The sequence below is a fragment of the Vibrio sp. 10N.247.311.13 genome (assembly GCF_041467595.1).
Taxonomy (GTDB): domain Bacteria; phylum Pseudomonadota; class Gammaproteobacteria; order Enterobacterales; family Vibrionaceae; genus Vibrio; species Vibrio crassostreae_C.
Genome location: NZ_JBFSUX010000001.1, coordinates 19,167 through 40,047, shown reverse-complemented (window position 1 = coordinate 40,047; position 20,881 = coordinate 19,167). Strand labels below are relative to the sequence as shown.

The window sequence follows — 20,881 nt, the reverse complement described above, 5'->3', positions numbered from 1 at the left end:
GAATTTAGGGAGAGTTAAACGTGGATTTAACTAACATGGGTATCGCAGCAAAAGACGCTGCTTTCCACCTAGCGACCGCATCTACGGCGCAAAAGAATAAAGCATTGGCGATTATCGCTGATGAGCTAGAAGCAAACGCAACAACGATTTTAGAAGCGAACGCGAAAGACATCGAATTAGGTCGCGAAGCGGGTTTAACTGACGCACTGCTCGATCGTCTACTTCTTAACGAAGAGCGCTTAACCGGTATCGCTAACGATGTTCGTAACGTGATTAGCCTGAATGACCCAGTTGGCAGCGAAATTGACAGCAAAGTACTAGAAAACGGTATGTCGCTGTCTCGTCGCCGCGTGCCACTTGGTGTGGTGGGTGTTATCTATGAAGCGCGTCCGAACGTAACCATCGATATTGCAGCTCTGTGTCTGAAGACAGGTAACGCAAGCATTCTACGTGGTGGTAAAGAGACGTTTTTCTCGAACATGGAACTGGTTAAGGTTATCCAGTCTGCATTAGAGAAAGCGGAGCTTCCAGCCGCTTCTGTTCAGTACATCGAGAAGCCTGATCGTGAACTCGTTTCTCAACTGCTTAAACTGGACGACTACGTGGATATGATCATTCCTCGTGGCGGCGCTGGTCTGCACAAGATGTGTAAAGAGAACAGCACCATCCCAGTAATCATCGGCGGCTTTGGTATCAGCCATATCTTCGTTGATGAAAGCGCTGATCTTGAGAAATCTGTCGATGTGGTCGAAAACTCAAAAGTTCAACGTCCATCGGCGTGTAACTCGTTAGATACACTGCTAGTGCATGAAGCGGTTGCTGAAGCTTTCCTAACTAAGCTGAAACAGCGTTTAGACGGCAAGGTAACCTTAGTTGCTGATACCAGTGCAAAATCGCTGCTAGCGGGTTTTGAAGACCAACGTGATGCGGTTGAAGGCGACTTTGACACTGAATGGCTAAGCTACACGCTAGGCGTGAAAGTGGTAGCGGATGTGGCAGAAGCGATTGACCACATGCGTGTACACAACGCGAGTCATTCAGATGCGATCATGACCAATAGCTTAGAGAGCTCAGAGCGTTTCATTAACTCTGTTGGTTCTGCAGCGGTTTATGTGAATGCATCAACACGTTTCACTGATGGAGCACAGTTTGGTTTAGGTGCTGAAGTTGCCGTGTCTACTCAGAAATTGCATGCTCGCGGCCCAATGGGTTTAGAAGAGCTGACAAGCTACAAATGGGTAGGTAAAGCGAACTATTTAGTCCGCGGTTAACGCTGGTCGTTAATTTTACTCCTCAGCTCATTTTTGAAATGGCGGTCGAGTAGCAATAATCAATGAATCACCACACAAAAGGGCCTTAATTGGCCCTTTTTCTTTCCTAACGTTTGGCAATTCCGTTACACTGATATTCAATTATTTGGAGGTGATATGCATTGTCCTTTTTGTTCAGAGAACGACACTAAAGTAATCGATTCAAGACTGGTAGCCGATGGCCATCAGGTTCGTCGTCGCCGTCAATGCCTTGCATGTAGTGAACGTTTTACTACGTTCGAATCGGCAGAACTTGTGATGCCTAAAGTCATAAAGTCGAATGGAAACCGCGAACCATTTAATGAAGATAAAATGGTGGGTGGTGTACAGCGCGCCCTAGAAAAACGCCCAGTGAGTGCTGACGCGATTGAACTTGCGATCAGTACGATTAAGTCACAACTCCGTGCAACTGGTGAGCGTGAAGTACCAAGCGAGATGATTGGTAATCTTGTGATGGGCCAATTGAAAGAATTGGATAAAGTGGCGTACATTCGTTTTGCCTCTGTTTACCGCAGCTTTGAAGACATCCGAGAGTTTGGCGAAGAAATCGCTAAATTAGAGGATTAACTCCTCAATCATGTCAAACTTTACTCCCCTAGATTTTCAAATGATGTCGCGTGCTATTCAGTTAGCAAAACGCGGCATTTACACTACTGCGCCAAACCCTAATGTGGGTTGTGTCATTGTACAAACCGACGGTCAGATCGTTGGTGAAGGTTTTCATGCCAAAGCTGGCGAACCTCATGCTGAAGTACATGCCATGCGAATGGCAGGCGACAAAGCAAAAGGTGCGACGGCTTATGTCACGCTAGAGCCTTGTTCTCATTACGGTCGAACGCCGCCTTGTGCTGAAGGTTTGATTAAGGCTCAAGTAGCCAAAGTGATTTGTGCCATGCAGGACCCAAACCCAAAAGTCGCAGGTCGTGGTATCAAAATGCTACGCGATGCGGGTATTGAGGTTGAAATCGGTTTGCTAGAGCAAGACGCTCTCGACTTGAACCCTGCATTTATCAAGCGTATGCAAACTGGCATGCCATTCGTTCAGTTAAAGATGGCCGCTAGCCTTGATGGGCAAACGGCATTGGAAAATGGCCAAAGCCAGTGGATCACATCGCCAGAAGCACGTCGTGATGTTCAGAACTACCGAGCAAAATCAGGCGCTGTGTTGTCAACTAGCCAGACGGTGATTGAAGACAACGCGTCGTTGAATGTTCGTTGGGCAGAGTTGCCAAGCAGTATCAAAGGTCATTACGCTGAAGACGAGCTGCGTCAGCCGATTCGCGTGATTCTTGATCGTCAAAACCAACTGCGTCCTGAACTCAAGTTATTCCAGACTCCAACATCGGTGTTGAGAGTTGCCGAAGCATCTGCTGATATTGAAGTCGCAACCACAGATGCAGGTCAGCTCGATTTGCACGATCTGATGCGTCAATTACCTGCCAATCATATCGACCATATTTGGGTCGAAGCGGGCGCAACATTGGCAAAAAGCTTGATTGAAGAGCAGCTGGTGGATGAGCTAATCCTTTATTTAGCACCTAAACTTATGGGCAGTGACGGACGAGGTTTGATGGGTGCATTAGGGCTCACTTCAATGTCTGACGTTATTGACCTAGAAATTAAAGATGTTCGACAGGTTGGTGTGGATATTCGCATCGTTGCGAAACCCGTATTTCGAAACAGATAGTAACGAAACCACAGTGGAAATAGTTACTCCAACTACATACGTGTCGTTGACAACAAAAAGAGTTTTAAAATGTTTACAGGAATTGTAGAAGCCGTAGGTACATTGAGTGCAATCACTCCCCGCGGAGAAGACATCACCGTAACGGTTAATGTTGGTAAGCTTGATATGGCTGACGTTAAGTTAGGCGACAGTATCGCTACCAATGGTGTGTGTTTGACAGTTGTTGAATATAACGACCACAGCTACAGTGCAGATCTTTCGCTTGAGACCCTGAAAAAAACGGGTTTTGTCGATTACCAAGCGGGCGATAAAGTTAACCTTGAGAAAGCAATGTTACCAACCACGCGTTTCGGTGGACATATAGTGTCTGGTCACGTTGATGGCGTGGGTGAGATTGTTGAACGTAACCAAGTTGGCCGTGCGATTGAATTCTGGGTAGAAATGCCAGCAGAAATCTCAAAATACGTGGCTCAAAAAGGCTCAGTAACAGTTGATGGCATTAGCCTGACTGTGAACGATTTACGTAAGAACGCATTCAAGCTGACTATCGTTCCTCATACTTCTTCAGAAACCACCATCGACCAATTCAATGTCGGTCGTAAAGTGAATATAGAAGTTGATGTATTAGCACGTTACATGGAGCGTTTACTGCAAGGCCAGCAACAAGAATCTGAGCCTGAATCTCGATTAACGATGGAATTCTTACAGCAGAATGGTTTTGCCTAACCGTTGATACAAAGTGCGTTAAGCGAGACTTTGTAAAGCGAAGCAATATCATCAGGTTTAAATAGTGTCGGTTCTAGGAAGCAGAACCATTTCAAAGGATATAGAACAATGCCAATTAGTACTCCTCAAGAAATTATTGAAGACATTCGCCTAGGAAAAATGGTTATCCTGATGGATGATGAAGATCGCGAAAATGAAGGCGATCTGATCATGGCAGCAGAACATGTGACGCCAGAAGCGATTAACTTCATGGCGATGTACGGCCGTGGTTTAATTTGTCTGACGCTAACCAAAGAGCGTTCAAACCGCATGGGTCTAGCGCCTATGGTTCAAGATAACAACGCACAGTACACCACTAACTTTACTGTTTCGATTGAAGCGGCAGAGGGCGTAACAACGGGTATCTCTGCATCAGACCGTGCAGTGACGGTTCAAGCGGCAGTGGCGAAAGATGCGAAAGCGGCTGATCTTGTTCAACCTGGTCATATTTTCCCACTGACAGCGCAAGATGGCGGTGTTCTGACTCGCGCAGGACACACAGAAGCAGGTTGTGATTTAGCACGTCTTGCAGGCTGCGAGCCAGCATCGGTTATCGTTGAGATCCTTAACGACGACGGTACTATGGCTCGTCGCCCTGACCTTGAAGTGTTTGCTGAAAAACACGACATCAAGCTAGGCACGATTGCTGACTTGATTGAATACCGCAACAACACAGAAACAACGATTGAGCGTGTAGCACAATGCCATTTACCAACAGAGTTTGGTGATTTTGAGCTTGTGACTTACCGTGACACGATTGATAACCAGATCCACTACGCAATGCAAAAAGGCGACTTGTCTGTAGGTGCTCCTTTGGTACGTGTTCACCTGCATGACACGTTCACCGATCTGCTTCATTCAGACCGTGGTACTGAACGCAGCTGGTCGCTAGATAAAGCGATGAAGCGTATTGGCGACGAAGGCGGTGTGTTGGTTATTCTTGGCAACGAAGAGTCGTCTGATTCTTTGATTCACAAAGTGAAGACATTCGAAGCGCAAGACAAGAACGAGCAGCCAACTATGGCGAAGAAGCAGGGTACCTCGCGTCGTGTTGGTGTCGGTTCTCAGATTCTTCAAGATCTAGGTGTGCACGATATGCGTCTGCTTTCTTCAAGCACTAAGCGTTACCACGCATTGGGTGGTTTTGGCCTTAACGTTGTTGAGTACGTTTGCGAATAAACCATGCGTTAGCAAGCAGACGTTTCTCCGTTTGTAGCAACATAATTTACCGATGATTTCAGTGGCTCTTTTGGTGATAAATCTTGCCAAAAGAGCAAAGTAGCCAAGTCCGACTCAAAACGTGTTCAACACACAAACTTGGTTACTCGCTGTTCCTATATGCTTGGGATCAGCGCTGCTTTATCATCTTTACATTGCCGGTGTCTGTTCTTCTAAATTACCATTAGATATTGCTCACAGTTTTGTGCTAGAATCCGGCGATTCTCACTTGATGAAAATAGTTAAAGGAAGGCTTATGAAAGTGATCGAGGGTGGCTTCCCAGCGCCAAATGCAAAAATTGCTATCGTTATTGCTCGTTTCAACAGTTTTATTAACGAAAGTTTACTTTCTGGTGCAATCGATACTTTAAAGCGTCATGGACAAGTAAGCGAAGACAACATCACTGTTGTTCGTTGCCCTGGTGCAGTAGAACTTCCACTTGTAGCGCAGCGCGTTGCAAAAACAGGTAAGTTCGATGCGATTGTATCTCTTGGTACAGTAATTCGTGGCGGTACACCTCACTTTGACTATGTTTGTAGTGAATGTAATAAAGGTTTGGCACAAGTGTCTCTGGAATATTCTCTTCCAGTAGCGTTTGGTGTTCTTACTGTTGATACGATCGATCAAGCTATTGAACGCGCAGGAACCAAGGCTGGTAATAAGGGTGCAGAAGCAGCACTTAGCGCACTTGAGATGATCAACGTTCTTTCTGAAATCGATTCCTAATGGGGGCCAGTGTGAAACCAGCCGCACGTCGTAACGCACGTCAATTTGCTCTACAAGCAATTTATTCTTGGCAAATTACTAAAGAAAATATTGCTACCGTTGAAGAACAGTTCTTATCTGGTGGTAAGTATGATGAAGAAGAGCATCATGCTGCAGAGCCTGCTCTTGCTATGCCAGAAACAGACGTTGCATACTTCCGCGACCTACTAACTGGTGTTGCTCTTAGCCACATGGAACTTGATAGCAAGCTTCGTCCATTCGTATCTCGCCCTATGCAAGATCTGGATCTGATGGAACTAGCGCTTCTACGTTTAGCTATGTACGAGATGACTCGTCGCGAAGATGTACCATACAAAGTGGTTATCAACGAAGCTATCGAGCTTGCAAAAGTATTTGCAGCAGAAGACAGCCATAAGTTTGTTAACGGTGTGCTTGATAAAGCTGCACCGCACGTTCGTAAGAAATAAGACGTTCGTATATTGAATCTAAAGGTCAGCTTTTGTGCTGGCCTTTTTTGTAACTAAATTTCTGTAATATCCATGATTACGGCGATTTTTATGAGACTAAAGATAGGGCATGTGATGTCTGGCGAATTTAACCTGATTGAAAAATATTTTGTAAATCGACAACCACAACGTAAAGACGTTCTTCTAGCTGCTGGCGATGATTGTGCTTTGGTCAAAGCGCCGGGCAATGTTGAGATAGCGATCAGCACGGACACCTTAGTGGCTGGTACCCATTTCTTAGCTGAGGCGAATCCGGCTTGGGTGGCACACAAAGCGTTGGCTTCCAATATCAGTGACCTTGCTGCAATGGGCGCGACGCCTGCTTGGGTGTCTTTTGCTTTAACCATGCCTGAAATCGATGAAGCATGGCTTGCTCCCTTCTGTGACTCCTTTTTTAAACTCGCAGACTACTTTGGTATTCAGTTAATTGGTGGCGACACAACCAAAGGTCCACTAAGCCTGACACTGACGGTACAGGGCTTTGTTCCTGAAGGACGAGCGCTGCGCAGAGATGGCGCGAAAGTGGGCGACTGGATTTACGTAACAGGTAATCTAGGTGACAGCAAAGCTGGCTTAGAAGTGTTACTTAACCCTGAGCAGAACAGAGCGAAGCCCTATGCTGCTGAGCTTGAAGAGAGACATTATGTGAGCGCCCCACGAGTGTTAGCGGGTCAGGCTCTAGTGAACCTTGCTTCATCTGCGATTGATATCTCTGATGGCGTTATTGCTGATTTAAAACATATCCTTAAGCGTTCTCAAGTTGGCGCGAGTATTGATGTAAGCACGCTGCCTATCTCTCCAGAGTTACGTCAGTTCGCTCCTGATATCACTTCAGCTCATCAGTATGCGCTAACGAGTGGTGAAGAGTACGAACTGTGCTTTACTGTACCAGAAGAGAATAAAGGGTCGCTGGAAAGTGCTTTGTCACACACTGGTACAAAAGTCACCTGCATTGGCCAGATAAGACCTGTAGAATATTTTGAATTACACAATAATGGTGAACCACTAAGCTGGAACTTAACTGGTTACGATCACTTTAAGGTTAATTGATGACAAACCCACTTTCTCTTATTTCTCTTAAAAATCCTTGGCATTTCTTAGCAACGGGTTTTGGCAGTGGCTTATCGCCTATTATTCCCGGCACAATGGGCACGCTTGCGTCAATTCCGTTGTACCTATTGTTGGTTCAGCTACCGTTTCCTGCTTACGTTGCCGTGGTGGTGGTAAGCTGCATTATTGGTATTAAGATCTGCCAAGTAACGTCTGATGATATGGGCGTGCATGACCACGGTTCTATCGTTTGGGATGAGTTTGCGGGCTTTTGGATCACCATGAGCTTAGTGCCTATGCTGAATATCCCTGCCGATGACTGGAAATGGCTTCTGACTGGTTTTGTGCTTTTCCGCTTCTTTGACATGGTAAAACCTTGGCCGATTGGTTGGCTAGATGCGCGAATTCACGGCGGCTTGGGTATCATGATTGACGATATTGTAGCGGGTATTATGGCGGCTATTTCGTTGTATGCCGTGGCACATTTCGCAGGTTGGTTAGTGTGAGTTAACTGAAGGGCTAAGGTTTAGTTGGCGATACACCAAACTAATTAGCAGATACTAAAAAGGTTGACCCTAGGGCCAACCTTTTTTGTTTGCGGAGCTTACGAGCTTACGTATTAAAGCTACTTGGCAAGATAGTCAGTGATAGACTTCTCAATCCCTTTCGCATCTAAGCCAAGCTCTTCATGCAGCTCACCTTGAGTACCTTGAGCAATAAACTTGTCTGGTAGGCCAAGGTTCAATACTGGCATCAGTAGTTTTTCTTGCATCAAGAATTCAATCACACCCGCACCCGCACCACCTGCAATCGCGTTTTCTTCGATAGTCACTAGTACATCGTGGTCAGCAGCAAGTTGTTTGATCAGAGCTTCGTCGAGGGGCTTAACAAAGCGCATATCTGCCACTGTAGCATCGATAGCATCAGCCGTTTGAAGTGCACTCTCAAGGAAAGTACCGAAGCTTAGGATAGCGACCTTCGAGCCATCTTTTGCTTTTTCGCTTTCGCGAACGATACGACCTTTACCAATCTCAAGAGCGGTAAACTCACTTTGAATCTCAGTACCCATGCCATTACCGCGAGGGTAACGAACGGCACTTGGCCCCGTGTGCTGGTGACCGGTGTAAAGCATTTGGCGACATTCGTTCTCGTCGCTTGGTGCCATGATCACCATGTTTGGAATACAGCGCATGAAACTTAAGTCGAACGCACCTTGGTGTGTTTGACCATCGGCACCGACGAGACCTGCACGGTCAATAGCGAACATAACCGGTAGATCCATGATTGCCACATCGTGGATCAGTTGATCGTAGCCACGTTGTAGGAAAGTCGAGTAGATAGCCACAATTGGCTTATCACCGGCAATCGCCATACCGGTTGCTAGCGTCACAGCGTGTTGCTCAGCAATTGCTACATCAAAGTACTGTTCTGGATACTCTTTCGAGAAACGCACCATACCAGAACCTTCACGCATTGCAGGCGTGATCGCCATTAGCTTAGGATCTTGAGCGGCCATATCACACAGGAAGTCGCCAAAAATCTTAGAGAAAGTTGGTTTAGAGCTGGTGCTCTTAGGCAGACTTGAATGTGCAGGATCGAATTTAGGTACGCCATGGTAGCCAATTGGATCTTTCTCAGCTGGCTCGTAGCCTTTACCTTTCTTCGTCATGATATGCAGGAACTGAGGACCTTTTAGATCTCTCATGTTCTTCAGCGTTTTAATCAGCTCATTCACATCGTGACCATCAATTGGACCAATGTAGTTAAAGCCTAACTCTTCAAACATGGTGCCAGGGACAACCATGCCTTTTAAATGTTCTTCTGTACGACGAACGAGCTCTTTAATTGGCGGAACGCCTGATAGCACTTTCTTGCCACCCTCACGAATTGACGTGTAAAGACTGCCAGAAAGAACTTGAGCGAGGTGGTTGTTTAGAGCACCGACGTTTTCAGAGATCGACATCTCGTTATCGTTAAGGATAACCAGCATGTCATTGTGAATATCGCCCGCGTGGTTCATGGCTTCGAAGGCCATACCTGCGGTAATCGCGCCATCACCAATCACACTGACAACTTTACGGTTCTTACCTTCTTTCTTCGCACTGATCGCCATACCAAGTCCGGCGCTGATCGATGTTGAAGAGTGACCAACAGATAGAGTGTCGTATTCGCTCTCTTGACGCCATGGGAATGGGTGCAGTCCATCTTTTTGACGGATAGTCGATAAGCGGTCACGACGGCCAGTAAGAATCTTATGTGGGTATGCTTGGTGGCCAACATCCCAAACCAATTGGTCAAAAGGCGTGTTGTACACATAGTGCAGAGCAACGGTTAGCTCTACTGTACCTAAGCCTGACGCTAAGTGACCACTTGACTGGCTCACCGAGTTAAGAAGATAGGTACGTAATTCATCACAAAGCTGTGTAAGCGTCTCTTTTGGAAGTAGACGCAAATCCTCTGGCTTATCAGCCAAAGCAAGAGTTGGGTACTTTGATATATCAAGAGTCATAGGTAATGCGCGCTTATTGTCTTAGTTCTTGCGCTCGATGACGTATCGGGCGAACTCTTCGAGTGACTGGGTATTGTATGGGATTGCAGCCAAAGCTTGAAGCGCTTCCTGTAGCAGAGTTTGCGCTTTTTCTTGAGCGCCCTCTAAACCTAACAAAGAAGGGTAGGTGCTTTTGTTCAAATCTTGGTCAGAGCCCTGTGGTTTACCCAAAGTTTCGGTATCGCTAATGATATCTAAAATATCATCCTGAACTTGGAAGGCTAACCCGATTGCATCGGCGTACTTATCTAATTGAGGCATCACTTCAAACGCTTTTTCGCCAGCAGCCAGAGCACCTAAACGAATCGCACTCTTCATTAGAGCGCCAGTCTTGTTACGGTGAACTTCTTCTAACTCTTCTAGCGTGACTGAGCGGTTTTCAGCTTCAATATCAAGAGCTTGTCCAATGCACATACCTTGTGCACCAGACGCTTCAGCTAGGCGTTGAATCATTCGAACGCGATTGCTTTCACCGTCAGCACTTAATGTACCTTCCGCAAGTATAGTAAATGCCAGAGTTTGTAGGGCATCGCCCGTTAAAATGGCGGTCGCTTCATCGAATTTGATGTGACAGGTCTGATGGCCACGACGCAGTTCGTCGTCGTCCATTGCTGGCAGGTCGTCGTGAATCAGAGAGTAGGCATGAATACATTCGACTGCAGAAGCTGGAGTGTCGAGTTCTTCAGCGGTGCAACCGAGCATCTCCCCTGTAATATAGACAAGAAATGGACGCGCGCGCTTGCCGCCTAAAAGTAACCCATAACGCATTGCGTTGATCAGGTTCTGATTTTGGTGTGGCAGGCGATCAAGCCAAAGGTTCAGTTGCTCGTTATTACGTGCTTGATAAGACAATAAAGTCTCGATCATAGGGGATCTCATACAATTCGTTATTCTGGTTGTGGGTTAAAGTCACTAAGTTCTGCATTTTCATCATTTTGCAGTAAGATGCTAACACGCTGTTCAGCATCGTTTAGTTTACTTTGACCAGCACGAGCGAGGGAGATGCCTCGTTCGAACTTTTTCAGCGCATCATCTAAAGCTAGATCACCATTTTCTAGTTGATCAACCAAGCCATCAAGCTCTTCGATAGCCGCTTCAAAGCTCATATTTTCAGGTTTCTTAGTAGCCATAATAAATCTGCGTTTGGAAATATGAACGAACGTTACCCTAGGCCGCTGAGATGGTCAAATGTAACCAAGAAATTTTGCTAGAAAGTTCGTTTTTAAGGGGCTTGAACTCACTTTGGTTGAATAACCTTAGCTTTATCGAGTTTATGCGCTAAGGATAAGAGCAATGTAAGCCAATAATTGTGATTCAAAAACGAAAAGTGTGATATTTAGGCCAAGAATTTACTAAAAGATCTTATAGTCTGGCCGATAAAAAGATTATCGTCGACGTAGAGCTACAAAAAAGCATGAGGAGTGCTCAGTGGATTTAGCAACCCTAATAGGTTTGATTGGTGGATTTGCCTTTGTAATCATGGCAATGATCCTAGGTGGAAGCCTCGGGATGTTCTATGACACGACATCCATTTTGATCGTGGTGGGTGGTTCAACGTTTGTTGTTCTAATGAAGTTCACCATGGGACAATTCTTTGGAGCAACCAAAATCGCTGGCAAAGCATTTATGTTTAAGGCCGATGAGCCTGAAGATCTTATCGCTAAAGTGGTAGAGATGGCGGATGCAGCACGTAAAGGTGGCTTCTTGGCACTTGAAGAAATGGAAATCAGCAACAGTTTCATGCAAAAGGGCATCGACCTATTGGTAGATGGCCATGATGGTGATGTGGTGCGTGCTGCACTGCAAAAAGACATCGCATTAACCACAGAGCGTCATGAGCAGGGCGCGAAAGTGTTCTCTGCATTTGGTGATGTAGCACCCGCGATGGGTATGATTGGTACCTTGGTTGGCTTAGTTGCCATGCTTTCTAACATGGATGATCCAAAAGCGATCGGTCCTGCGATGGCGGTAGCACTTTTAACGACCCTGTACGGTGCAATTCTTTCGAACATGGTGTTCTTCCCAATTGCGGACAAGCTTGCGCTGCGTCGTGACCAAGAGACACTCAACCGTCGTTTGGTTATGGATGGTGTATTAGCGATTCAAGATGGTCAGAACCCACGAGTTATCGATGGTTACCTCAAGAGCTACCTCAATGAAGGTAAGCGCACGATTGATGGTGAACCCGCGTAAGAGGATTTGAAGATGGATGAAGAAAATCCATGTAAATGTCCTCCTCCGGGGTTACCTCAATGGATGGGGACATTTGCTGACTTGATGTCACTGCTGATGTGTTTCTTCGTACTGCTGCTCTCATTCTCTGAGATGGACGTACTGAAGTTCAAACAGATCGCTGGATCGATGAAATTTGCGTTTGGTGTACAAAACCGCTTGGAAGTGAAAGATATTCCTAAAGGGACTAGCATCATTGCGCAAGAGTTTCGCCCTGGTCGCCCAGAGCCGACTCCGATCGATGTGATCATGCAGCAGACCATTGATATTACGCAGCAAACGCTTGAGTTTCATGAAGGTGAATCTGAGCGTGCTGGCGGCACAATGCGTGACCAAGGCAAGATGACGGGAGGCAAGTCGCCAGAGGTTTCAACTCACGACAATCAAAACTCTGAGTCAGACCAACAACAACAGCAAGCCGAAGCTCAATCGCAAGAGATGGAAACCTTGATGGAAAGTATCAAGAAAGCGTTGGAGCGAGAGATCGACCAAGGCGCGATTGAGGTGGAAAACCTTGGCCAGCAGATTGTGATTCGAATTCGTGAGAAGGGTGCATTCCCATCGGGTTCTGCTTTCCTACAACCTAAGTTTCGACCATTGGTTAGACAGGTGGCTGAATTGGTAAAAGATGTACCAGGTATTGTTCGTATTTCTGGCCACACCGATAATCAGAGACTTGATTCAGAGCTTTATCGTTCTAATTGGGACCTGTCATCGCAGCGTGCGGTGTCTGTGGCTCAAGAGATGGAAAAGGTGCGTGGTTTCTCTCATCAACGCTTGAGAGTACGCGGCATGGCGGATACCGAGCCAGTCGAGCCGAACGATACTGAATGGCAACGTAGCCTCAACCGCCGCGTTGAAATCAGCATCATGCAGGGCGAGCCGCTTTACAGTGACGAAGTGCCTGTTATTAATGAATAGCCGATACGTGTACACACGGTAACATGCAGATAGCATCGAAAGCCCAACCTTATAATGAGGTTGGGCTTTTTGTTTGCTGGTCTTCAATGATGCTCTCAGCGGTATTTATGTCGTTTTGAGACCTGCTACTTTTAATAACAGGCGGTTTAATTATCGGGTTAAAGCAACCACTCTTTTCCTTGCTTCACTTTCTCATGTATAATTCGCGCCCTTAGATTTAGATATGATCTATTCTTGCTTCAAGTGCTGTGTAAATTCTCTAATTTACTTGGCGATGAGCGTTTTCAAAATTTTGAACATTAATGTTGTGAAAGTACTATGAAATTTATTGTTAAGCCCCATCCGGAAATTTTTGTAAAAAGTGAATCGGTGCGTAAGCGCTTCACAAGGATTCTAGAGTGCAACATTCGTAACGTTATTCAACGTCGCTGTGAAAGTGTTGCGGTATTCAACCGTCGCGATCATATTGAAGTGACGTCTGAGAGTGACCAGTACTACGCAGAAGTGTTAGAGGCTCTGACTCACACTCCAGGTATTCACCACTCTCTTGAAGTTCAACAGTCTGAATTCAAAGACTTGCACGATATTTACGAGCAAGTACTAGAACGCAGCCGTGCTGACATTGAAGGCAAGACTTTCTCTGTACGTGCTAAGCGTCGTGGTAAGCATGACTTTACCTCTATTGAACTTGAGCGCTACGTAGGCGGCGGTCTAAACCAAGCAGTTGAGTCAGCGAAAGTTCGACTTAAGAACCCTGATGTAACCGTTAAGGTTGAAGTGGCTAACGACAAGCTAAACCAAGTTCTAGCTCGTCACAAAGGCCTCGGTGGCTTCCCTCTTGGTACTCAAGAAGATCTACTGAGCTTGATCTCTGGCGGCTTTGATTCTGGTGTTTCAAGCTATCTGCACATCAAACGCGGCTCTAAGGTTCACTACTGTTTCTTCAACCTTGGTGGCCCAGCGCACGAGATTGGTGTTAAACAAGTGGCTCACTACCTATGGAATAAATACGGCTCATCTGCAAAGGTGAAGTTCATTTCTGTAGACTTTGAACCTGTGGTTGCTGAAATCCTTGAGAACGTAGAAGACGGCCAAATGGGCGTTGTTCTTAAGCGTATGTTCATGCGTGCTGGTGGTATGGTTGCAGACAAGTTCAAGATCGAAGCGTTGGTTACTGGTGAAGCACTAGGTCAGGTATCAAGCCAAACGCTAACTAACCTGCGTCACATCGACAACGTGACAGATACTTTGATTCTTCGTCCGCTTATCAACTGGGATAAAGAAGACATCATCGACCTTTCTCGTATCATCGGTACTGAAGACTTCGCTAAGGTAATGCCTGAGTACTGTGGTGTTATTTCTAAGAAGCCAACAGTGAAAGCGAAGAAAGGCAAACTGGAAGCAGAAGAAGCTAAGTTTAACTTTGAAGTGCTGGATCAAGTGATCGAGAACGCTCGTGTTATGGATATCCGTGACATCGAGAAAGAGAGCCAAGAGCAAGCGCCTGAAGTTGAACAAGTTCAAGCTGTTGCTGAGCACGCTATCGTTCTTGATATCCGTAGCCCAGAAGAAGAAGACGAAAGCCCATTAGAGATCGAGGGTGTTGAAATTAAACACATCCCATTCTTCAAGCTTTCGACTCAGTTTGGCGACCTAGACCAAGCGAAAGAGTACTTGCTGTACTGTGACCGTGGTGTAATGAGCCGTCTACAGGCACTTTACCTACAAGAGCAGGGCTTCCATAACGTTAAGGTTTACCGCCCATAGTGGTGTGTTGACCAAGCGTTAATCATTTTGCAAAGCCGTTTACTGAAAAGTAAGCGGCTTTTTTATTTTCTATTGTGAATGATTTACAGTAGTCAGACAGAGGCGTGAGTTTGGGCGTGCTATCGTCATGCTCAGCTTTGAAATTTTTGATTGATAGAAAGAGTGTGTTCTAAACGGGTTTATAAGTACCGAAGAAGTGTGAGTATCTTGAAGTATTCTGTTACTTTTTAGTGCAACTCAATGGTGCTATTTGTATGTGTTCAGTTGATTATTTGAGTGGGTGTCTGATTCTGTGATTGGCGATGAAAAATAATAAAGATTAATTAGCACAGCTATTGATAAACTTGTTGTTACATTTCTTTGCACATAAAAAAACACCGCCCATAAGGCGGTGTAAACAAATTTGACAGACAGGTCAAAATAAATACAGGAAGTACATGCCTCGTTTCAGTATAAACTGCAACAAAACATTTGGTAGAACTCTACCCAACTCGAAAAGAACGAGTTTGCAAACACAACATCGCAGGAGCTAAGCCAATTGATTCTAGAGAGAATCAAGCCGTTCAGGCTAGCTGCTGCGGGATGAAATATAGAATTTCTCTGGCTGCTAGGCAATGGACAAATTATAATGTTTCAGATAAAAAAAACTAATGCTTATTTAGAGAGTAACTATGTCTCGTCGATTACCCCCATTAAACTCGCTAAGAGTGTTTGAAGCTGCAGCTCGACACTTGAGTTTTACGCGTGCTGCAGAAGAGTTGTTTGTTACTCAAGCGGCAGTCAGTCATCAGATCAAAGCGCTTGAAGAATTCTTATCTTTGAAGCTGTTTCGCCGAAGAAACCGCTCTTTGCTGCTAACTGAAGAAGGTCAAAGCTACTTCTTAGATATCAAAGATATTTTCACATCACTAGCAGAAGCGACAGACAAAGTGCTGGAGCGAAGTGAGAAGGGCGCATTGACCATCAGTTTACCGCCGAGTTTTGCTATTCAATGGTTGGTACCAAGGCTCGCTGACTTTAATCAGCAAGAGCCTGATATTGATGTAAGAATCAAAGCCGTTGATATGGATGAAGGCTCGCTAACCGATGATGTAGACGTCGCTATCTATTATGGCCGAGGTAATTGGTCGGGGCTTAGAGCCGATAAGCTTTACCAAGAATACTTGATCCCTCTTTGCTCACCTTCCGTGCTGCTAGGAGTAAAACCATTAGAATCTCTCAGTGATTTAGCATGTCATACGCTATTGCATGATACTTCTCGAAAGGATTGGAAACAGTTCGCTAAGCAAAATGGCATCGATGGGGTAAACGTTAATCACGGCCCTATCTTCAGTCACTCAACCATGGTGCTGCAGGCAGCGGCTCACGGCCAGGGTATTGCTCTGGGTAACAACGTGTTGGCGCAGCCTGAAATCGAAGCGGGTCGTTTGATTGCGCCTTTTGATGAAGTGTTGGTGAGTAAGAACGCCTTCTATGTGGTTTGTCATGAGAAACAAGCCGACATGGGTCGTATTGCGACTTTCCGTGATTGGATGCTAGCGAAAGCGCAAAGTGAACAAGAGGACTTACTCGATGAATAACGTCATCATTGATGGTGAAGACAATCCCATCACCTTTATCTTTGCCCATGGTGCTGGCGCAGGCATGGAGCATGAGTTCATGCAGTCGGTAGCCAAAGGGTTAGCCTTTAAAGGGATACGAGTGATTCGTTTCAACTTCCCTTACATGATTAAACGTGCTGAAGATGGTAAGCGTCGTCCACCTGACAGAGCGCCTAAGCTACTTGAAGCCTATCAAGAGATTATTGAGCAGGTTGATGCCGATAAGCTTGTGATTGGTGGTAAGTCGATGGGAGGGCGTATGGCGAGCCATTTGTCTGAACTTGATAAGGTGGCCGCAATGGCGTGTTTAGGTTTTCCTTTCCACCCACCAGGTAAACCCGAGAAATACAAAGGTGAGCATCTGGCTGAGTTAGCAAAGCCATGCCTCATTTTACAAGGTGAGCGCGATACCTTTGGTAAGCGTGAAGAGTTTGCTGATTTTGATCTGTCTGATTCTATTCGTGTTGAATTTATTCCCGATGGCGACCACAGCTTTAAACCTCGTAAGAGTTCTGGTTACACCGAGCAGCAGAATATTGCGTTAACCGTTGAGAAGTTATCAGCGTTTATCAAAGAGGTACTCAATGAGAAGTAAGTATTTACTCACGTTTGCTGGCATCTCTGGTGCGGTTGCTGTGATGCTTGGCGCCTTTGCAGCTCACGGTTTGAAAGCTATCTTGTCTGAATATCTGCTAGGCGTGTTTGAGACAGGTGTTCAGTACCAGTTTATCCATACACTAGCAATATTGGCGTGTGGTGCTCTGCTACAGATGAAACTTGGTGCTAAATCACAAAAATATTTTTTCATTGCGGCAATTTGCTTTATCATCGGCATCCTTTGTTTTAGTGGCAGCCTTTATGGCTTAGCACTGACAGGAATAAAATGGTTTGGCCCTATAACACCGTTTGGTGGTCTACTATTTATCATTGGTTGGGGAGTCTTCTCCTTCGCTGCTTTGAATATAAAAGAGGTAACTCAGTGAAACACGTACTACTTTATTGTCGCTCTGGTTTTGAAAAAGAATGTGCTGGCGAAATTCAAGACAAGGCAACACAACTGGAAGTGTTTGGTTTTCCTCGCTTAAAGAACAATACAGGCTTTGTATTGTTTGAATGTTATCAAGCAGGCGAAGCCGATAAACTGGTAAAAGAGATCGACTTCCAATCGTTGATCTTTGCTCGTCAAATGATCGCGGTAGCGGTTGAAATCAAAGATCTGCCGACTGATGATCGTATTTCTCCAATTCTTGAGGCGCTTTCTGATAAAGAAGGTTTCCCTCGTTGTGGTGATATCCGTATCGAAACGCCAGATACTAACGAAGCAAAAGAGCTTTTGAAGTTCTGCCGTAAATTTACCGTGCCGATGCGTCAAGCGATGCGTGGTAAAGGCCTGATGACAGCGAAAGATAACGCTAAGAAGCCTGTGCTTCATTTATGCTTCATCGCTCCGGGCCACTGTTTTGTTGGTTACTCTTACCCAACGAACAACTCCCAGTTCTTTATGGGTATCCCTCGTCTGAAGTTCCCATCAGATGCGCCAAGCCGTTCTACATTGAAGCTAGAAGAAGCATTCCACGTATTCATCCCTCGTGATGAGTGGGACGAGCGTTTGGCTCCAGGTATGTGGGGTGTTGATTTAGGTGCATGTCCAGGTGGTTGGACTTACCAATTGGTTAAGCGCTCGATGTTCGTTCACTGTGTTGATAACGGCATGATGGCAGACAGCCTAATGGAAACAGGTCAAATTAAGCACCACATGGTGGATGGCTTTAAGTTTGAACCAGACCGTAAGAACGTAACTTGGATTATCTGTGACATGGTTGAGAAGCCAGCTCGTGTTGCTCACCTTATGGGTGAGTGGATCATCAAAGGCTGGGCGAAAGAAGCACTGTTCAACCTTAAACTGCCTATGAAAGGCCGTTACGATGAAGTACTGCAAGATATCGAGAACCTAAAAGTGTTCCTGATTGAGAACAAAGTGAAGTTCAAGATGCAGGCTAAGCACCTTTACCACGATCGCGAAGAGATCACGGTCCACATTCAGGCGCTTTCAAACATCTCACCGCACTAATATTTACGTTAGTGTGTCAGTGATAAAAAATGCTCCTTTAAGGGGCATTTTTTGTATCAATATTATCGAGTCACAGCAACTTAAGCGTTTGCTTCGTAACGAATATCTTGCAGGTTGAACCCTAAATCAATATCGGTTTTGAGTGCCGATACTTGCTTACATACACGAGCGGATTCGATGTGTTCGTCGAACTTCTTACGATATTTTTTCGGCAGATCTTCTGCTTGATAGGCCGCTTCGATATCTGGGTAAGTGGTCAATATCTCTTTGGCTGCTTTTGGCCCGATACCTGGGATGCCCGGTACTTGGCTTGAGCTTACGCCCGTTAATCCCCAGTAATCCGCCAGTTGTTCAGGTTTAACGCCAAACTCAGCTTCGATAAAGGGTTTATCTAACCAGCGGTGCTGGAAGTAATCTCGGATCTGAAGCGTTGGTGACAACAGTTGGCAGTAGCCCTTATCCGTCGAGACGATGGTGACGGTTTCTCCGTGGTCAGCTACTTTCTTTGCCAGTGTTGCGACGAGATCATCCGCTTCATCGCCATCAGACAGCAGTGAATCAATGCCTAACTCCCACCAAGCTTGTTGAATAGCATCAAGGCCTTTCATCAATGGTTCTGGCATCGGTTTACGATTCTGCTTATAAGCAGGAAGCACATCTGCGCGCCAGCCACGGTCTTGTAAATGGTGATCAAATACCGCGATGATGTGGGTGGGCTTTGATTCATTCAGAATCTTATTGAGAGTGCGAATTGTGGTGGTAATGGTTCTTGCTATATCGGTTGGATCCGGCTGAACAGAGTGCACGCGTCGGATGAGGTTTAAGGCATCGATAATAACAAGATGGATAGACATAAGTTTCCACTAAATAGGCAATAAAAAAGGGGCTGCTAGCCCCTTATAGTAACGTATCACTTGGTGAGTTGAAACGTTAGCGACGTAAACGTCATAAGCTGATTAACGTTATGCCTACCAATTGGTTATCACTCACTTAGCTACTCGTTAATGAGTGTGCCTATTCGCTCGGTGCGATTTTATAGCAAGGCACGTAATCAGAGCCGCCCGGTAACTTCATTCGATGTTGCTCAACAAAGTCATTCAGCAGTTGGTCCATCTTGGTCATTAGCTCTTTGTCGCCATCAATTAGGAATGGGCCGTGCTTCTCGATCTCCAGAATACCCTCTGCTTTGACGTTACCAGCCACAATGCCTGAGAACGCTTTACGTAAATTAGCGGCTAGGCTTTCTGTTTTTTGGTCCATATGAAGATCAAGCGCCGCCATAGATTCGTGTGTTGGGTCGAATGGCAGTTGGAACTCAGGCTCAATATGCAGTGACCAGTTGTAGCTGTAGGCATCACCGGTCTCTTTACGGTGAGAACGCACATCTGGCATCGCTTGTTTCATGATTTTCGCAGCGCGTGCTGGGTCATCAATCACGATCTCGTAATGTTTCTGAGCATCAGGCCCTAGAGTTTCCCCAATGAACTTATCGATTGAGCGGAAGTAAGCCTCACTCTCTTTCGAGCCCGTTAACACAATCGGCATTGGCTGTTCGGCGTTATTCGGGTGCATCATGATCCCTAAGATGTACAGCAGCTCTTCGGCCGTGCCGGGGCCGCCTGGGAAAATGATGATGCCATGTGCCATACGAACAAACGCCTCAAGACGCTTCTCAATATCTGGCATGATCACCAGTTCGTTGACGATTGGGTTTGGTGGCTCAGCCGCAATGATCGAAGGCTCGGTAAGCCCAAGATAACGATGATCGGTGTAACGCTGCTTCGCGTGACCAATGGCAGCCCCTTTCATTGGGCCTTCCATTGCACCCGGTCCACAACCGGTACAGATATTCAGTTCACGGAGGCCGAGCTCATTACCGACTTCACGAGTGTATTGGTATTCGCTGGCATTAATAGAGTGACCACCCCAACATACAATCAGGTTAGGCTCGATGCCTGGCGTCAACGCACCTGCATTTCTCAAGATACCAAACACAAGGTTAGTAATGTGAGTGGCATTAGTCAGGTTGAGCCTTTGGTTATCGGCTAAGTGCATGTTGACGTAAACAATGTCACGCAGCACTGAAAATAGGTGCTCTTGAATACCCTTGATGATTTCACCATCGACAAAGGCATGCTCTGGTGGGTTGCTTAGTTCGAGCTTAATACCACGCTCACGGCGAACGACTTCGACATCGAACGACAGATATTTGTCGAGCAACTCTTTGGAGTTGTCGGTATGGCTACCCGAGTTCAGGACCGCTAACGTACAGTTGCGATACAGTTGGTACAGATCACTAGACGCGGTTTTCTTAAGACGCTCAACCTCAAGTTGAGAGAGTAAATCCATGCTACCGGCAGGGCTGATATGAGTGATCATAGTGCCTCCTTGTTGAAAAGAGCAGAGGACGTTGAAGTGACCCTCTGGCTCGAGAGTGAGAAGCAAACGTTGAAAGTGTTTGGTTAAAGGTGGGGGAGA

At 45.9% G+C, this 20,881-nt stretch carries 21 protein-coding genes; 16 read left to right on the top strand and 5 right to left on the bottom strand.

Going from position 1 to position 20,881, the window contains the following annotated elements; all coding sequences use genetic code 11:
• Positions 1-20: 20 nt before the first annotated feature.
• The 9 genes from AB6E52_RS00185 to pgpA all read left to right on the top strand — a co-directional run bounded on the left by AB6E52_RS00185 (position 21) and on the right by pgpA (position 7,769).
• Positions 21-1,271, top strand: a complete 1,251-nt coding sequence (locus AB6E52_RS00185; RefSeq protein ID WP_102319945.1) for a glutamate-5-semialdehyde dehydrogenase — start codon at positions 21-23, stop codon at positions 1,269-1,271.
• A 156-nt stretch (positions 1,272-1,427) separates the two neighbouring features.
• Positions 1,428-1,877, top strand: a complete 450-nt coding sequence (gene nrdR, locus AB6E52_RS00180) for a transcriptional regulator NrdR (RefSeq protein ID WP_004734394.1) — start codon at positions 1,428-1,430, stop codon at positions 1,875-1,877.
• Positions 1,878-1,917: 40 nt separating this feature from the next.
• Positions 1,918-2,997, top strand: a complete 1,080-nt coding sequence (ribD, locus tag AB6E52_RS00175; RefSeq protein WP_017060785.1) for a bifunctional diaminohydroxyphosphoribosylaminopyrimidine deaminase/5-amino-6-(5-phosphoribosylamino)uracil reductase RibD — start codon at positions 1,918-1,920, stop codon at positions 2,995-2,997.
• A gap of 69 nt (positions 2,998-3,066) precedes the next feature.
• On the top strand, positions 3,067-3,723 hold the full coding sequence (locus AB6E52_RS00170) for a riboflavin synthase (protein ID WP_102319946.1): 657 nt from the start codon (positions 3,067-3,069) through the stop codon (positions 3,721-3,723).
• A 108-nt stretch (positions 3,724-3,831) separates the two neighbouring features.
• Positions 3,832-4,941, top strand: coding sequence for a bifunctional 3,4-dihydroxy-2-butanone-4-phosphate synthase/GTP cyclohydrolase II (gene ribBA / locus AB6E52_RS00165; protein WP_017080063.1), 1,110 nt, complete (start codon positions 3,832-3,834; stop codon positions 4,939-4,941).
• Positions 4,942-5,236: 295 nt separating this feature from the next.
• Positions 5,237-5,707: a 6,7-dimethyl-8-ribityllumazine synthase gene (gene ribE, locus AB6E52_RS00160; protein WP_004741508.1), complete on the top strand. Its 471-nt coding sequence runs from the start codon at positions 5,237-5,239 to the stop codon at positions 5,705-5,707.
• On the top strand, positions 5,707-6,174 hold the full coding sequence (nusB, locus tag AB6E52_RS00155; protein WP_004734399.1) for a transcription antitermination factor NusB: 468 nt from the start codon (positions 5,707-5,709) through the stop codon (positions 6,172-6,174). The genes ribE and nusB overlap by 1 nt, the downstream gene beginning before the upstream one ends.
• A gap of 114 nt (positions 6,175-6,288) precedes the next feature.
• Complete coding sequence (thiL, locus tag AB6E52_RS00150) at positions 6,289-7,263, top strand: thiamine-phosphate kinase (RefSeq protein ID WP_102319947.1); 975 nt, start codon at positions 6,289-6,291, stop codon at positions 7,261-7,263.
• Positions 7,263-7,769, top strand: coding sequence for a phosphatidylglycerophosphatase A (gene pgpA, locus AB6E52_RS00145; protein WP_017060782.1), 507 nt, complete (start codon positions 7,263-7,265; stop codon positions 7,767-7,769). The genes thiL and pgpA overlap by 1 nt, the downstream gene beginning before the upstream one ends.
• Positions 7,770-7,888: 119 nt before the next feature.
• Here the strand turns inward: pgpA and dxs are convergent, their stop codons facing one another.
• From dxs to xseB, 3 genes are read right to left on the bottom strand one after another with little or no spacing between them, the layout of a single operon-like run.
• Positions 7,889-9,772 carry a 1-deoxy-D-xylulose-5-phosphate synthase gene (gene dxs / locus AB6E52_RS00140; RefSeq protein WP_017070488.1) on the bottom strand — a complete coding sequence of 628 codons (1,884 nt, stop codon included), beginning with the start codon at positions 9,770-9,772 and terminating at the stop codon, positions 7,889-7,891.
• Positions 9,773-9,793: 21 nt separating this feature from the next.
• Positions 9,794-10,678, bottom strand: a complete 885-nt coding sequence (ispA, locus tag AB6E52_RS00135) for a (2E,6E)-farnesyl diphosphate synthase (RefSeq protein WP_102319948.1) — start codon at positions 10,676-10,678, stop codon at positions 9,794-9,796.
• Between the two features lie 20 nt (positions 10,679-10,698).
• Positions 10,699-10,941, bottom strand: coding sequence for an exodeoxyribonuclease VII small subunit (xseB, locus tag AB6E52_RS00130; RefSeq protein WP_004734405.1), 243 nt, complete (start codon positions 10,939-10,941; stop codon positions 10,699-10,701).
• A gap of 298 nt (positions 10,942-11,239) precedes the next feature.
• On the opposite strand from xseB, the gene pomA reads away from it, so the two are divergent.
• The 7 genes from pomA (at position 11,240) to rlmM (ending at position 18,403) form a co-directional block, all read left to right on the top strand.
• A complete protein-coding gene (gene pomA, locus AB6E52_RS00125; RefSeq protein ID WP_004734406.1) occupies positions 11,240-12,004 on the top strand; it encodes a flagellar motor protein PomA in 765 nt (254 codons plus the stop codon).
• 12 nt (positions 12,005-12,016) lie between these two features.
• Positions 12,017-12,964 carry a flagellar motor protein MotB gene (locus AB6E52_RS00120; RefSeq protein WP_017060777.1) on the top strand — a complete coding sequence of 316 codons (948 nt, stop codon included), beginning with the start codon at positions 12,017-12,019 and terminating at the stop codon, positions 12,962-12,964.
• 318 nt (positions 12,965-13,282) lie between these two features.
• Complete coding sequence (gene thiI, locus AB6E52_RS00115) at positions 13,283-14,731, top strand: tRNA uracil 4-sulfurtransferase ThiI (protein WP_029235325.1); 1,449 nt, start codon at positions 13,283-13,285, stop codon at positions 14,729-14,731.
• 671 nt (positions 14,732-15,402) lie between these two features.
• On the top strand, positions 15,403-16,311 hold the full coding sequence (locus AB6E52_RS00110; RefSeq protein WP_012604639.1) for a transcriptional regulator GcvA: 909 nt from the start codon (positions 15,403-15,405) through the stop codon (positions 16,309-16,311).
• Positions 16,304-16,927 (top strand): alpha/beta fold hydrolase, encoded by a 624-nt coding sequence (locus AB6E52_RS00105; protein WP_102319949.1) that lies wholly within the window; start codon positions 16,304-16,306, stop codon positions 16,925-16,927. The genes AB6E52_RS00110 and AB6E52_RS00105 overlap by 8 nt, the downstream gene beginning before the upstream one ends.
• Entirely contained in the window at positions 16,917-17,315 is a 399-nt protein-coding gene (locus tag AB6E52_RS00100) for a DUF423 domain-containing protein (RefSeq protein ID WP_102319950.1), read from the top strand. Before AB6E52_RS00105 ends, AB6E52_RS00100 begins: the two co-directional genes overlap by 11 nt.
• Positions 17,312-18,403: a 23S rRNA (cytidine(2498)-2'-O)-methyltransferase RlmM gene (gene rlmM, locus AB6E52_RS00095; RefSeq protein WP_102319951.1), complete on the top strand. Its 1,092-nt coding sequence runs from the start codon at positions 17,312-17,314 to the stop codon at positions 18,401-18,403. The genes AB6E52_RS00100 and rlmM overlap by 4 nt, the downstream gene beginning before the upstream one ends.
• 80 nt (positions 18,404-18,483) lie before the next feature.
• Here the strand turns inward: rlmM and xni are convergent, their stop codons facing one another.
• Positions 18,484-19,257: a flap endonuclease Xni gene (gene xni / locus AB6E52_RS00090; protein WP_017069498.1), complete on the bottom strand. Its 774-nt coding sequence runs from the start codon at positions 19,255-19,257 to the stop codon at positions 18,484-18,486.
• 160 nt (positions 19,258-19,417) lie between these two features.
• A complete protein-coding gene (gene ppnN / locus AB6E52_RS00085) occupies positions 19,418-20,782 on the bottom strand; it encodes a nucleotide 5'-monophosphate nucleosidase PpnN (protein WP_048612241.1) in 1,365 nt (454 codons plus the stop codon).
• Positions 20,783-20,881 lie beyond the last annotated feature (99 nt).

Excerpts from the sequence above, each read along its gene's own strand:
- pgpA (WP_017060782.1), top strand. The coding sequence starts at position 7,263 with ATGACAAACCCACTTTCTCTTATTTCTCTTAAAAATCCTTGGCATTTC.
- ribE (WP_004741508.1), top strand. The coding sequence starts at position 5,237 with ATGAAAGTGATCGAGGGTGGCTTCCCAGCGCCAAATGCAAAAATTGCT.
- ribD (WP_017060785.1), top strand. The coding sequence starts at position 1,918 with ATGATGTCGCGTGCTATTCAGTTAGCAAAACGCGGCATTTACACTACT.
- dxs (WP_017070488.1), bottom strand. The coding sequence starts at position 9,772 with ATGACTCTTGATATATCAAAGTACCCAACTCTTGCTTTGGCTGATAAG.
- thiL (WP_102319947.1), top strand. The coding sequence starts at position 6,289 with ATGTCTGGCGAATTTAACCTGATTGAAAAATATTTTGTAAATCGACAA.
- nusB (WP_004734399.1), top strand. The coding sequence starts at position 5,707 with ATGGGGGCCAGTGTGAAACCAGCCGCACGTCGTAACGCACGTCAATTT.
- AB6E52_RS00170 (WP_102319946.1), top strand. The coding sequence starts at position 3,067 with ATGTTTACAGGAATTGTAGAAGCCGTAGGTACATTGAGTGCAATCACT.
- AB6E52_RS00110 (WP_012604639.1), top strand. The coding sequence starts at position 15,403 with ATGTCTCGTCGATTACCCCCATTAAACTCGCTAAGAGTGTTTGAAGCT.
- xni (WP_017069498.1), bottom strand. The coding sequence starts at position 19,257 with ATGTCTATCCATCTTGTTATTATCGATGCCTTAAACCTCATCCGACGC.
- xseB (WP_004734405.1), bottom strand. The coding sequence starts at position 10,941 with ATGGCTACTAAGAAACCTGAAAATATGAGCTTTGAAGCGGCTATCGAA.
- ispA (WP_102319948.1), bottom strand. The coding sequence starts at position 10,678 with ATGATCGAGACTTTATTGTCTTATCAAGCACGTAATAACGAGCAACTG.
- thiI (WP_029235325.1), top strand. The coding sequence starts at position 13,283 with ATGAAATTTATTGTTAAGCCCCATCCGGAAATTTTTGTAAAAAGTGAA.
- nrdR (WP_004734394.1), top strand. The coding sequence starts at position 1,428 with ATGCATTGTCCTTTTTGTTCAGAGAACGACACTAAAGTAATCGATTCA.
- AB6E52_RS00105 (WP_102319949.1), top strand. The coding sequence starts at position 16,304 with ATGAATAACGTCATCATTGATGGTGAAGACAATCCCATCACCTTTATC.
- AB6E52_RS00100 (WP_102319950.1), top strand. The coding sequence starts at position 16,917 with ATGAGAAGTAAGTATTTACTCACGTTTGCTGGCATCTCTGGTGCGGTT.
- ppnN (WP_048612241.1), bottom strand. The coding sequence starts at position 20,782 with ATGATCACTCATATCAGCCCTGCCGGTAGCATGGATTTACTCTCTCAA.
- ribBA (WP_017080063.1), top strand. The coding sequence starts at position 3,832 with ATGCCAATTAGTACTCCTCAAGAAATTATTGAAGACATTCGCCTAGGA.
- AB6E52_RS00120 (WP_017060777.1), top strand. The coding sequence starts at position 12,017 with ATGGATGAAGAAAATCCATGTAAATGTCCTCCTCCGGGGTTACCTCAA.